This is a genomic window from Clostridium septicum (genome assembly GCF_003606265.1).
GTDB classification, from domain to species: domain Bacteria; phylum Bacillota; class Clostridia; order Clostridiales; family Clostridiaceae; genus Clostridium; species Clostridium septicum.
Window position 1 is genome coordinate 3230340 of record NZ_CP023671.1, and the last position, 12973, is coordinate 3243312.

13 protein-coding genes are annotated in these 12973 nt (G+C 29.7%); all 13 read left to right on the forward strand.

Translation table 11 applies throughout. From position 1 onward, the window contains the following. Nucleotides 1–301: 301 nt before the first annotated feature. Nucleotides 302–730, forward strand: coding sequence for a division/cell wall cluster transcriptional repressor MraZ (gene mraZ / locus CP523_RS14875; protein ID WP_066676098.1), 429 nt, complete (start codon nucleotides 302–304; stop codon nucleotides 728–730). An 11-nt stretch (nucleotides 731–741) separates the two neighbouring features. Then, nucleotides 742–1674: a 16S rRNA (cytosine(1402)-N(4))-methyltransferase RsmH gene (rsmH, locus tag CP523_RS14880; RefSeq protein ID WP_066676097.1), complete on the forward strand. Its 933-nt coding sequence runs from the start codon at nucleotides 742–744 to the stop codon at nucleotides 1672–1674. A 34-nt stretch (nucleotides 1675–1708) separates the two neighbouring features. Beyond that, on the forward strand, nucleotides 1709–2209 hold the full coding sequence (locus CP523_RS14885) for a hypothetical protein (RefSeq protein WP_066676095.1): 501 nt from the start codon (nucleotides 1709–1711) through the stop codon (nucleotides 2207–2209). Nucleotides 2210–2249: 40 nt separating this feature from the next. After that, nucleotides 2250–4445 (forward strand): stage V sporulation protein D, encoded by a 2196-nt coding sequence (locus CP523_RS14890; protein ID WP_066676094.1) that lies wholly within the window; start codon nucleotides 2250–2252, stop codon nucleotides 4443–4445. A gap of 106 nt (nucleotides 4446–4551) precedes the next feature. Then, on the forward strand, nucleotides 4552–5994 hold the full coding sequence (locus CP523_RS14895; RefSeq protein ID WP_120141001.1) for a UDP-N-acetylmuramoyl-L-alanyl-D-glutamate--2,6-diaminopimelate ligase: 1443 nt from the start codon (nucleotides 4552–4554) through the stop codon (nucleotides 5992–5994). A gap of 15 nt (nucleotides 5995–6009) precedes the next feature. Further along, nucleotides 6010–7374, forward strand: a complete 1365-nt coding sequence (locus CP523_RS14900; RefSeq protein WP_066676091.1) for a UDP-N-acetylmuramoyl-tripeptide--D-alanyl-D-alanine ligase — start codon at nucleotides 6010–6012, stop codon at nucleotides 7372–7374. A 35-nt stretch (nucleotides 7375–7409) separates the two neighbouring features. Next, nucleotides 7410–8384 (forward strand): phospho-N-acetylmuramoyl-pentapeptide-transferase, encoded by a 975-nt coding sequence (gene mraY, locus CP523_RS14905; protein WP_120141002.1) that lies wholly within the window; start codon nucleotides 7410–7412, stop codon nucleotides 8382–8384. Between the two features lie 24 nt (nucleotides 8385–8408). After that, entirely contained in the window at nucleotides 8409–9539 is a 1131-nt protein-coding gene (gene spoVE, locus CP523_RS14910; RefSeq protein ID WP_066676088.1) for a stage V sporulation protein E, read from the forward strand. Between the two features lie 121 nt (nucleotides 9540–9660). Continuing rightward, a complete protein-coding gene (locus CP523_RS14915; protein WP_066676087.1) occupies nucleotides 9661–10410 on the forward strand; it encodes a cell division protein FtsQ/DivIB in 750 nt (249 codons plus the stop codon). Nucleotides 10411–10423: 13 nt separating this feature from the next. Continuing rightward, on the forward strand, nucleotides 10424–11143 hold the full coding sequence (locus CP523_RS14920; RefSeq protein ID WP_066676085.1) for a DUF881 domain-containing protein: 720 nt from the start codon (nucleotides 10424–10426) through the stop codon (nucleotides 11141–11143). 12 nt (nucleotides 11144–11155) lie between these two features. Continuing rightward, nucleotides 11156–11509 carry a small basic family protein gene (locus CP523_RS14925; protein WP_066676083.1) on the forward strand — a complete coding sequence of 118 codons (354 nt, stop codon included), beginning with the start codon at nucleotides 11156–11158 and terminating at the stop codon, nucleotides 11507–11509. Beyond that, a complete protein-coding gene (locus tag CP523_RS14930) occupies nucleotides 11506–12237 on the forward strand; it encodes a DUF881 domain-containing protein (RefSeq protein ID WP_066676078.1) in 732 nt (243 codons plus the stop codon). The genes CP523_RS14925 and CP523_RS14930 overlap by 4 nt, the downstream gene beginning before the upstream one ends. Nucleotides 12238–12346: 109 nt before the next feature. Then, nucleotides 12347–12973, forward strand: coding sequence for a YggS family pyridoxal phosphate-dependent enzyme (locus CP523_RS14935; RefSeq protein ID WP_391489222.1), 627 nt, complete (start codon nucleotides 12347–12349; stop codon nucleotides 12971–12973).

A 12973-nucleotide genomic window follows, 5' to 3' on the forward strand; every position in this document is an offset into this window, starting at 1 on the left:
ATTTGTATAAAATTAAAGACTGCTGACACTTTGTCAGCAGTCTGAGAATTGGTTTTTAACCAATTCTTTTTTTTAGGGATTTCTCTATACCATTAGAGGTAAAGAATATTAAAAATTTTAACGTAGTTATATGAAAGACCTTTCTTTAAATAGGTAAACAAAGGTTTATTACAAATAATTTTCAAAAAAAAGTAAATATTACTTGAAGAATTACTCTAAATTTTATAGAATATATATTATAAAGTGGTTAGAAGTGGTTAGAAGTGGTGTGAAATAGTTTCTAGGTGAGGTAGGGGTAAATATGTTTATAGGTGAATATCAACATGCTCTAGATACCAAAAACAGAATGATAGTACCAGCTAAGTTAAGAGAAGGGTTAGGAAGCAAATTTGTTATTACCAAAGGTTTAGATGGATGTCTATATGCTTACCCAGAAAGTGAATGGAAAATACTAGAGGCGAAGTTAAAAACGCTACCACTAACTAATAAGGATGCAAGATCTTTTGTGAGATTTTTTTTCTCAGGGGCTTGTGAAATAGAAACAGATAAACAAGGTAGAGGTTTAATTCCTCAAAATTTAAAGGAATATGCAGGAATAGAAAAGGAAATAGTAAGTATAGGAGTATTGAGTAGAGTAGAAATTTGGAGTAAAGAGAAGTGGCAAGAATATAATGAGTCAGATGTAGATTTCGACTCTATTGCTGAAAAAATGAGTGATTTAGGAATATAAGGAGTAAAGATATGGAATTTAAACATGTTTCTGTACTTTTAAATGAGTGCATAGAGGGATTAAATATAAAATCTAATGGTATTTATGTAGATGGTACCTTAGGAGGAGCAGGACATTCATCACATATAATTAAAAATCTCTCAAATGAAGGTAGATTAATTGGGATAGATCAAGATAAAGATGCTTTAAAAGCTGCAGGAAAAAGGTTACAAAATTATAAGAATGTTACTTTTGTGCATAGTAATTTTTATAATGTAAAAAACGTATTAGATAATTTAAATATAGAAAAAATTGATGGTATGTTATTAGATCTTGGGGTCTCATCCTATCAGCTTGATACTGGAGAGAGAGGTTTTAGCTATATGCAAGATGCGCCTTTAGATATGAGGATGAATAGAGAAAATTCTTTTTCAGCATATGAAGTGGTAAATGATTATAGCGAAGATGAACTTTACAGAATAATAAGAGATTATGGTGAAGAAAAATTTGCTAGAAGAATTGCTCAATTCATAGTTAACAGAAGAGAAGAAAAGAAAATAGAAACTACTTTGGAATTAGTTGAAATAATAAAGAATGCAATTCCAGCTAAAGCTAGAAGGGAAGGGCCACATCCAGCTAAAAGGACGTTTCAAGCTATAAGAATAGAAGTTAACAGTGAGTTATCTATTCTAAACAAAACTATTGAAGATGCTGTTATGAAGTTAAACAAGGGAGGAAGGTTAGCCATAATAACATTCCATTCATTAGAAGATAGGATAGTTAAAGTTAAATTTAAAGAGTTAGCAACAAGTTGTACATGTCCAAAGGAATTCCCAATATGCGTGTGTGGGGGGAAGGCTAAAGTTAAACTTGTTAGCAGAAAAGCAATAGAACCTACAAAAGAAGAAGTGGAAGAAAATCCAAGAAGTAGAAGTGCAAAGCTTAGAGTTATAGAAAAACTTTAAAAAATTAAGTGAATTGTATGGGGGATGTAATAAAATGGTGGAGAAAGAATATGATTATATAAGAGGCAATACAGCTACAAATCCAAAAAGAGAATATGGGAATCCATCAAAAGATAAGAGAGTTAAAGAAAAACAGAAAATTCAAAGACAAAAAAATAAACATATTCAAAGATTAAAAAATAAAAGAACAAGGGGCGTTATACAATTATCAGCTGTAATATTTATCTTAGGAGTTGCCACTATTTCAAGGTATGGACAAATTTACAAAATGCAACATAAGCTTACAAACTTAAAGACAGAAATAAAAACAGAAATATCAAATGGAGAAGCTACAAGAGTTGCTTTATTAAAGTATTCTTCCTTAGAGAAGATAAGGGAAGTAGCAACTGGTAAATTAGGAATGATTGCTCCAGATAATAGTTCTACAATATCAATCGATATATCAAAAAATTATTTTCCAAACATATCAGAAGAAACTGAAAGTAAAAAAGAAAATAAGAATATTTTTTCAAAACTTATGGATGCACTAAATTAGATGCATCCTACATGTTTTTTAGGAAAATGGGGGAATGAAGGTGAATAAAAAGAATTATAGGGATAAAGCACTAATGAGAAAGAGAATGTCATTAGCCCTGATAGCATTAACATGCTTATTTGCCTTGTTAATGGTTAGACTATCCTACATAATGATAGTGAAAAGATCAGATTATGCAGCGAGAGCAGAAGAGCAGTGGACAAGTGAAGTTAAAATTGATGCTAGACGAGGAAGAATATTATCTAGAAGTGGACAGGAACTTGCTGTATCAGCCAATGTTTATAGAGTAGATTTTGATTTGAACTCTATAAGGTCATATTTGAAAAAAGAGGAGAAAAAAGCTGAAGACATATCACCATTAATAGCAGAAGCTCTTGAAATGGAGAATGAAAAAGTACTTGATAAGTTAAATACAAAGTTACCAAGTGGAGCAGATGCAGGGTCTGCAACTTTAGTAAGAAGAATTGAAAAAGAAGCTGCAGATAAAGTAAAAGCTTTAGGTATACACGGGGTAATGGTATCTCCTGATACAAAGAGATATTATCCAAATGGAAATTTCTTAGCTCATGTATTAGGAAGTACTAATATTGATGGACAGGGGCTTACAGGTGTAGAGCTTCAATATAATGAATATTTATCAGGGGTTACAGGTCTTAGAATATCTGAGTTAGATAAGTATAATGATGAGTTACCATATACAATTTCAAAACTTACACCTCCTATAGATGGAAAAGATGTCACTTTAACAATAGATGAAAATTTACAAGCTTTTGCTGAGAAAACTGCTGAAAAAGGATATATAGACAATAAAGCAAAACAAGTATCTATAATGATAATGGATCCTAATACAGGAGAAATACTTGCTATGGCAAATAAGCCTGACTTTAATCCTAATGAACCTTATGAAGGTGCAGATAAGTTTGAAGGTGAAACATCCGGAGATAAACTCCAAAAGATGTGGAGAAATCACTTAGTAAATGATACTTTCGAACCAGGTTCAATATTTAAGGTTGTTACTATGATAGCTAATATGGAAGAAGGTTTAGTAAAAGAATCTGATACTTTTGTATGTAATGGAGGTCTTCAAATAGGGCCACATAGAATAAAGTGTTGGAAAACATCAGGACATGGTGTGGAAACATTGCCTGAAATTTTACAAAATTCATGTAATGTTGGGTTTATGGAAATAGGAAAGAGAATTGGTGCGGAAAAGTTAAATGAATATATAAAAAAGCTTGGTTTTGGTAAAGTAAGTGGTATAGATTTACCAGGAGAAGCAAAGGGTATAGTAAAAAATACAGAAGATATAACAGAAGCAGATCTTGCAACTATATCATTTGGGCAAACCAATACTGTAAATGCGGTGCAATATATGGCCGCATTCAATTCAATAGCTAATGGAGGAAAGCTTATACAACCTCATATAATGAAAGAAATTTCTCATATTGATGAAAATGGGGCTAGAGTAATTGATGAAACTTTTACACCTGAAGTTAAAGAGGTCTTAAGTGAGGAAAATACGGCTATTTTAAGAGATTATCTTGAAAGAACAGTTACTCAAGGGGGAACTAGTAAGTCATATGTTGAAGGATATCATATTGGAGGTAAAACTGGTACAGCTCAAAAGGTAAATCCAAATGGTGGAGGATATGAAGCTGGTAAATATATTTCTTCTTTAGCAGCATTTGCACCAGTAGATGAACCTAAAATTGCTGTATTTATTTCAATTGATGAACCAAGTGCAGGAGCATACTATGCAGGACAAATTGTTGCACCACTTGCAAACATATTATTTACAGATATATTTAATTATATGGAATCTGAATTCTCAAAAGATAATATAGATAGTATAGTTAAAGATGCTATTATTCCGGAAATTAGAGGATTAAATGTAAATGATGCAAAAAAAGTATTAGAAGAAAATAAATTAGAGTATAATATTGAAGGGAATGGTACTATAATAACAGATATAAAACCATACCCAGGATATACAGTTAAGGAAGGAACAAAAATTAATCTTTACACAGGAAATACAGCGAATTATAATAAAAATGTTGTTATGCCTGATTTAAGAGGATATTCTTTAGAGTCTGCCACTAAAATTTTAAATGATTTAGGAATAGTCTTTACTACTGAAGGTGAAGGACTTGTTCTAAAGCAAAGTATTCCTAAAGGCGAGCTTATAAATAAGGGAACAGAAGTTAAATTAGTACTTAATGCAGAGTATGGCGATTAGATTAAGGATTTCCATTTTATTTAGCATGTGGGAATATCACATGCTAAATTTTTATACAAATACCATTGGTGGATATCCTTTCGTATAATAATAAGGAGATGGTTAGATGAAACTAATAGAATTATTAAATGGAGTTAAATATGAATTATTAAAAGGAACTTTAGATAAGAAAATAAGTCATCTTCAGTATGATAGTAGAAAAATAGTTGAAGATGATATATTCGTTTGTCTAAAAGGTTTTGAAGTAGATGGGCATAATTATGCAAATAAAGCTATAGAACTTGGTGCAAAAGTTATAATTTGTGAAAGGGATATAGAAGTAAATAAAGATGATGTAACAGTGATAAAAGTTAAAGAGGGTAGAAAGGCATTATCTATTATGTCAGCGAATTATTATGATAATCCTTCAAAAAAACTTAAGCTTATAGGAGTAACTGGTACAAATGGAAAAACTACTTCAGTATATTTATTAAAATCTATTTTAGAAAAAGCAGGTAAAAAAGTTGGCTTAGTTGGAACAGTTGCTAATTATATTGGAGATAAAAAATTGAAGTCAGAAAGAACTACTCCAGAGTCATTAGAACTTCAAAAATTATTTAAGGATATGGTTGAAGCAGGATGTGAATATTGTGTAATGGAAACATCATCACATTCATTAGAGTTAAATAGAGTTTATGGTTGTCATTATGAAGTTGGTATATTTACAAATTTAACAAGAGATCATTTAGATTTTCATAAATCATTTGATAATTACTATAATGCGAAATTTAAATTATTTGAAAATAGTAAGAGTGTAGTTATAAATGTAGATGATAATTATGGATATAGAGTTTTAAATGATGTAAAAGAATTAAATGACAAAAATATAATAACTTATTCAATAGAAAATGATAGTGACATAAAAGCTAGTGATATTAAATTGAAAGAGGGGGACATTCATTTTAAGGTAAATGGTATTGAATTTAATTCAGTATTACCAGGTGAATATAATATATATAATGCATTAGGCGTAATAGGTGCTATGAAAGCTGAAGGAATAGATGATAAATATATAAAAGAAGGATTAATGGATGTTGTAGTTCCAGGAAGATGTGAAAGAGTAGGTTATAAATATAATATTCCATATGAAATTATTATAGATTTTGCCCATACTCCAGATGGATTAAAAAACATATTGGAAACTTTAAGAAATTTTACTAAAAACAGGCTAATTGCTGTATATGGATGCGGTGGAGATAGAGATAAGGTAAAAAGAGCTGAATTAGGTAGAATTGGAACAGAAATTGCAGATCTTGCAATAATTACATCAGATAATCCAAGAAATGAAGATCCTATGGCTATTATTAGAGATATAGTATGTGGTATTAATAAAACTAATTATTTAGCAATAGAAAATAGAATTGAAGCTATAAAACTTGCTATAAGTATGGCTGAAGAAGGCGATGTAATAGTTCTTGCAGGTAAAGGTCATGAAAGTTATCAAATAACTAATGAAGGTTATATACATTTTGATGAAAGAGAAATAGTGGACGAAATTTTAAGGAAATAATCTGAGGTGATTCAAGTGGAACTAAATTTTTTAGAACTTTTAGATGCTGTAGAGGGTGAATTGCTTGTAGAAAAAAAAGAAAAAAGTTTTAATAAGCTTTCAACAGATACTAGAAAAATAGAAAAAGATAATATATTTTTAGCTATAAAAGGTGAAAACTTTAATGGAAATAAATATGTGGAAGAAGCTATGGAAAAAGGAGCTTCAATTGCAATAGTTGATGAAATACATTTTGATATTAAATCTTTAGATGGTAAAATAACGGTTATTAAAGTAGAAGATACTTTAGAGTCGTTATTAAAGCTTGCTAGTTTTTATAGAAAAAAATTAGGAGTTAAGGTTGTAGCTGTAACGGGTTCTTGCGGTAAAACATCAACTAAGGATCTTATAGCAGGTTTTTTAAGTTATAAATACAAGGTTTTTAAAACAAAAGGAAATTTTAATAATCAAATTGGATTACCACTTATGATTTTAGAATTAGATTCAACTATTGATGTGGCTGTTTTAGAAATGGGTATGAGTGATTTAGGTGAAATACACCTTTTGGCAGAAACAGCAAAACCAGATATAGCAGTAATTACTAATATAGGACTATCACATATAGAAAATTTAAAAACTCAAGATAATATTATGAAAGCTAAACTAGAAGTAACTGATTTTTTCAATAAAAATAATTTGCTTATAGTTAATGGAGAGGATGAGAGGTTACAAAATCTTTCAAATAGAAGTTTTAAAGTTTCAAAAATTGGCTATAATCATGAATATGATGTATATGCTACTAATATTATACTAGAGGAGAATCAAACATCATTTGATGCTCATATACATGGTGAATCTCATACTTTTATTTTAGAAATGCCTGGAAAGCATAATGTACTAAATGCTATGCTTGCAATAAGAGTAGCTAAGGAATTAGAGGTTTCTTTAGAAGATATGTATAAGGGGATAGCTAATATAGAATCCACTTCAATGAGATTACAAGTTATAAAAAAAGATAAAATAACAATAATAAACGATTGCTATAATGCTAGTCCTGATTCAATGAAATCGTCCTTAGATGTACTAAATATGTATAATAATTCTAGAAGAGTAGCTATATTAGGAACAATGAATGAGTTAGGAGAAGAGTCAGAAACAGCTCATAAAAATGTAGGAGAATATGCAATAGATAAAGTAGATTTATTAATAGCAATAGGTTCTTATAGTCAATCCTTTAAGAATGGATTTAAAGGAGAGACAATTGAGATTTATGATACAAAGGAAGAGTTTTTAAACAATGTACAATCAATAATTAAAGAAAATGATATAATTTTAGTTAAAGCTTCAAGAGGAATGAAGTTTGAGGACATTGTTAATTCTTTAGAGGAAATCTCAATATAACGAAGGAGGTGAGCTGCTAAAAATAGCAGCGGAACATGGGGGATAAATTAATAGATATATTAACATCAAATTTGTCTATAGCATTAATAGTTGGACTTTTAATATCCTTAGTGCTAGGGCCGATTACAATACCAATACTTAGAAGATTAAAGTTTGGTCAAAATATAAGAAAAGAAGGGCCACAAAGTCATTTAAAAAAAGCTGGAACTCCAACAATGGGAGGAGTAATATTTATTTTATCTACAACTATCACTATGATAATAATGCATTTTAATCCAACAGATGAAGCAATGATTGCATTATATTCATTTATAGCATTTGGGTTTATAGGGTTCTTAGATGACATGTTAAAAATAGTGAAAAAAGAAAGTGAAGGGTTAAAGGCGTGGCAAAAGATGCTTTTACTTTTGATTTTCTCTAGTGCAATTGCTATTTATGGATATTATAATTTAGGAACAAATCTTAAAATACCATTTATAGGAACTGAAATTCCCTTAGGTATTCTATATATACCTTTTGTTATAGTATATTATGCAGGAGCGACAAATGCTGTAAATCTTACAGATGGATTGGATGGATTGGCTTCTACAGTAACAGTTTTAGTACTTACATTTTTTACAGTAGTAGCCTTTACTATGAAGCAAGAATCAATTGCTATATTTTCTATAGCTTTAACAGGTGGATTATTAGGGTTTTTAAAATATAACGCTTATCCTGCTAAAGTATTTATGGGTGATACTGGATCACTTGCTATTGGAGGTGCAATAGCAACTATAGCATTAGTTTTAGAATTACCAATAATTTTATTCATAGTAGGTGGAATATATGTTATAGAAACAATATCTGTTATACTACAAGTTGGATCATACAAGCTAAGAGGAAAAAGATTATTCAAAATGGCACCGATTCATCATCACTTTGAACAAGTGGGATGGAATGAAACAAAAATCGTTACAGTGTTTGCTGTTATAACAGTGCTTTTATGTTTTATTGGCTTTATAGCTCTTTAATCAATTGATTTGGAGGAGTTTTTCATGAAGAAAACTAGGTTCAAAAGAAAAATGGGTGAAATAGACTATGGAATTTTTTATGCTATTTTAATTCTTTTGGCAATTGGAGTGGTTATGGTATATTCTGCAAGTTCATATTATGCAATGTTTAAAGAAGGAGATAGCATGTTCTATCTTAAAAGACAAATAGTATGGGCAACATTAGGATTACTATCAATGGTGTTTATGATGACCATAGATTATCATAAATTAAGAGGTTATACAAAGTTTTTAATGATAATTACAGTACCATTGCTTTTAGCAGTTCATCTTTTTCCAGCTGTAAATGGAGCTAAGAGATGGATACAATTAGGACCTGCATCATTTCAACCATCAGAGCTTGCTAAATATGTTGTTGTAATATTTTTAGCTAAAAGTATAGATATGAAGGGTGATGGCATTAAAAAGTTTTCAACAGGTATAATTCCCTATCTAGCGGTATCAGGAGGATTTGCTGCTTTAGTACTTGCTCAAAAGAATTTAAGTATAGCTTCAATAATAATGATAGTTACATTTATAATGTTATTTGTAGGCGGAGGAAGGATAAAGGATTTATTTGGTAAGTTAGCTCCAGCTCTGTTGGCAGCTGTTGGTGCTTTTATAGTGCTAGAGCCTTATAGAATGGCAAGACTTATGAATTTTACTAATCCATGGCAAGATGCAGCTGGAGATGGTTATCAGTTAATACAATCTTTTTATGCATTGGGAGCTGGTGGAATTACTGGATTAGGTTTAGGTCAATCAAGGCAAAAAACATTATATATGCCAGAACCACATAATGATTTTATATTTTCAATTATAGGAGAAGAATTAGGTCTTATAGGATGCTTATGTATTATGGGATTATTTCTATTCTTTATTTGGAGAGGAATAAGCGTTTCAATGAAGGCAAGAGATACTTATGGAACTTTATTAGCCGTAGGAATAACATCAATAATTGCAGTTCAAGCTATAATAAATATAGCTGTTGTTACTGGATCAATGCCAGTAACAGGTGTACCAATGCCATTTATAAGTTATGGAGGAACTTCCTTAGTAATTAATATGATGGCCATGGGAATACTTTTAAACATATCTAGGCAGACACAAGGAAAAGAAGAAAAGTTTTTAAAATAACACCTTATTTAGGGTGTTATTTTTTTTATGGTTACGATAAAAACTTAACAAAATAGTAATGAAAAAATGTAAAAAAAGTGGTATTATTATAATAAATTATATTTATAGAAGAGAGAGAGATATGAATAAAAAGGCACAAGAATTTATAAGAAAAAAAAAGAAGAGAAAGGCAGTTAAAAGATTTGCCCTAGCAATATTTATAATTATAGTTGCTATGATAATTTTTGCTTACAAGTCATCTATATTTAATATAAAGAGTATTAGCGTTGAAGGAATAGTAACATTAAATAAAGATGAACTTGAAGAGAGCTTAAGTACTTTTAAGGGGAAAAATATTTTTACTGTAAACTATAATGAAATTAAAGATGAAGTTAAGAAGAATCCTTATGTGAGTGATGTTGTAGTTAAGAAGAAGGGGATTAATGCTTTAAATATAATTATAAAAGAAAATAAGATAGCCTTTTACATTGAAGAAGGAGATACTAAAAAGATAGTAAATAATAATTTAACTTTAGTTGAGAAGGTTTCTAGTGTAGAAGGAAGGAATTTAGTCAAACTAATAGGAGTTAAAGATAATGGAAAAGATATTGGAGAAACTATAGTTGAGAATAAGCATTTAAATAAGATATTAAGTGATTTTTATCCAATAATAGAAAATATGCCTCCTGAACATAAAATAGAAAGTTTAAATGTAGAGGACATAACAAATATAAAAATTAATATAAAAGATGTTAAGGTATTTTTAGGTAATACAGATAAATTAGTAGAGAAGATGAATTTAGTGCTCAATGCAATTGATCAAGGAGTCATTACTAAAGGATATATAGATTTAAGTTTTGATGGACCGCCAGTAATAAAACAAGAAAGTTAAAAGGGGGTAGAATATGAGGAAAGCTAATTCACAAATAGTAGTAGCAATAGTATGTGCATTATTAGGATTTCTACTTGCACATCAATTTAAACTTTTAATTAAAAAAGATCAAATAAATTCAAATGTTAAGAATTCAAATATAGTGGCAGAAATTGATAGTTTAAAGAAAGAAAAAGAAGAATTAGTAAAATCAAATAGTACATTATCAGAGCAATTAAAAACTTTAGAAGAAGCAGCAGCTAAAAAAGGAGAAGTTGAAGGAGAAATTAAGAAACAATTGGATAATACTAGAATGCATTTAGGATTAGTAGATGTTAAGGGACCAGGAATTGTTATAACAATAACACCTAAGACCAATATTTTTGGCTCAAATGCAAATGAAACTAAAAGGGATATTAGTGAAGAAGAATTAGTCCATATTGTAAATTTACTATGGTATTCAAGAGCGGAGGCTATATCAATAAATGATTTTAGAATAACTCCCCAAACTGGTATAAAAAACTCAGGTAATTATATTTGGATTGGTTCAGCTGGAAAAGTAGATCCTAAGGATAAAATTGTAATTAAGGCTATAGGAGAAAAAGAAAAATTAAATGTAGGTATGACTTTCCCAGGTTCACTTGATTATGGTGCACTTCAAAACTATAATACAGAAGTTAAAAATAGTGATGATATTATCATAAATAAGACAACACAATCTCTTAAATCAGAGTTTATAAAACCAACGAATTAAGGAGGAAAAGAAATGATAGCATTTATTGGTTTACTTTTGGGGGTACTTTTAGGACTTTTATTAGATGTAAATATACCAGATACTTTTTCACCTTATATGTCGGTAGCAATACTTGCTTGCTTAGATTCAGTATTTGGAGCTGTTAGAGCTTCAATGTCTAAAACATTTAAAGCTGATATATTTATATCGGGTTTCTTTGGAAATGCAGCGTTAGCAGCAGGACTTGCATACCTTGGAGATAAACTTGGAATTCCTGTATATATAGCAGCGGTAATAGTATTTGGTAGCAGAATATTTGATAATTTCGCTACTATAAGAAGATTAGCTATTGAAAAGGCAAAGGCATATAAGAGAGGGATGAAATGAAGAGGTTAACTGGAAAGGCACTTATATTTTTAGGATCAATAGTTCTTGGCTTTTTTATAGTTAATAGCATGGATCTTAATAATAAGCAAAGTATGATACAGTTAAATGCAGTTGAGTATAAAAAGGCTATAGATGAAAAGAATCAACTATATAAAGAAGTTGAAGCATTAAAGGAAGAAAATATTAAAAACCAGGAGAAAATAAATAACTATAGTCATGATGATGAAAGACAAGAAAAAATTTTTGAGGATATGAAAAATCAAGTTAAAGATTATGGTAGGTTAGTAGGGGTTAGTGAAGTTAAGGGGCCAGGTGTAGTACTTAAAATAACAGATGGCAATATTGATCTTAAACAAGACACGCAATTTGAAACGTGGAGAAAAATTTTGCATGATAGTGATATGGCTTTAGTTTTAAATGAGGCTAGAAAAGCCGGTGGAGAAGCTATGGCAGTAAATAAACATAGAGTATTGCCATTAACTGGGGTAATATGTAATTGGGCTTTTATAGGTTTTAATGATGATTCATTGGAGCAAGCTCCATTTTATATATATATAATTGGAGAGCCAGAACAGATAAAGACAGCGCTTTTATCGGAGGATAGCCATATTAAAAAGTTAATTTTAAGAGAGTTGAAAGTAGAAATTGAAGTAAGAGATGAAATAGTAATTCCAGGAGCAATACAAAATTTAGAAACAAAATATATGAAGAGATATGAAGGAAATTAAAATTTACTTAAAAATAGAGGAAATATCAAATTTTTGTAGAATATTAAATTATAATAAATCTACGTAGGGGAGGGACATTTTGGAGATTGAAGATAAGGTTAAGAGTATAATGAAAAATATTTCAAGAGATGTTTTGCTTTTGGCAGTCTCAAAAACCAAACCACTAGAAGATTTAGAAAAAGCTTATAAAAGTGGCATAAGAGATTTTGGAGAAAATAAAGTTCAAGAGCTAATAGCAAAGGAAGAGGTTTTTCATAAAGATGTAAGATGGCATTTTATAGGTAATTTACAAGTAAATAAGGTTAAATATCTAGTAGGAAAAGTTACTCTTATACATTCTCTTTCAAGTTTAAAATTACTTGAAAAAATAGAGAATGAATTTTCAAAAAAGAATCTAGTGGCAAATACATTAATACAAATAAATATTGGAAGAGAAGAAAGCAAGGGTGGAGTTTTAATAGAAGAGCTAGATAATATGATAGAGGCTGTAGAAAAGTGTAACTTTGTTAAAGTTAAAGGAATAATGGTAATTATTCCAAAAGGAAACGATAAAAGTAACAGAATTTACTTTAAAGAAACAAAAAAGATTTTCAATAGTATAAAACAAAATAAATATAAAAATATATCTATGGAAATACTTTCAATGGGAATGACAAATGATTATGAAATTGCTATTGAGGAAGGATCTAACCTAGTAAGGATTGGATCAGGCATATTTGGAAAAAGAAACATATAG

Coding starts and splice junctions, on each gene's coding strand:
- mraZ (WP_066676098.1), top strand. CDS start 302: ATGTTTATAGGTGAATATCAACATGCTCTAGATACCAAAAACAGAATG.
- rsmH (WP_066676097.1), top strand. CDS start 742: ATGGAATTTAAACATGTTTCTGTACTTTTAAATGAGTGCATAGAGGGA.
- CP523_RS14885 (WP_066676095.1), top strand. CDS start 1,709: ATGGTGGAGAAAGAATATGATTATATAAGAGGCAATACAGCTACAAAT.
- CP523_RS14895 (WP_120141001.1), top strand. CDS start 4,552: ATGAAACTAATAGAATTATTAAATGGAGTTAAATATGAATTATTAAAA.
- mraY (WP_120141002.1), top strand. CDS start 7,410: ATGGGGGATAAATTAATAGATATATTAACATCAAATTTGTCTATAGCA.
- spoVE (WP_066676088.1), top strand. CDS start 8,409: ATGAAGAAAACTAGGTTCAAAAGAAAAATGGGTGAAATAGACTATGGA.
- CP523_RS14915 (WP_066676087.1), top strand. CDS start 9,661: ATGAATAAAAAGGCACAAGAATTTATAAGAAAAAAAAAGAAGAGAAAG.
- CP523_RS14920 (WP_066676085.1), top strand. CDS start 10,424: ATGAGGAAAGCTAATTCACAAATAGTAGTAGCAATAGTATGTGCATTA.
- CP523_RS14925 (WP_066676083.1), top strand. CDS start 11,156: ATGATAGCATTTATTGGTTTACTTTTGGGGGTACTTTTAGGACTTTTA.
- CP523_RS14930 (WP_066676078.1), top strand. CDS start 11,506: ATGAAGAGGTTAACTGGAAAGGCACTTATATTTTTAGGATCAATAGTT.
- CP523_RS14935 (WP_391489222.1), top strand. CDS start 12,347: ATGAAAAATATTTCAAGAGATGTTTTGCTTTTGGCAGTCTCAAAAACC.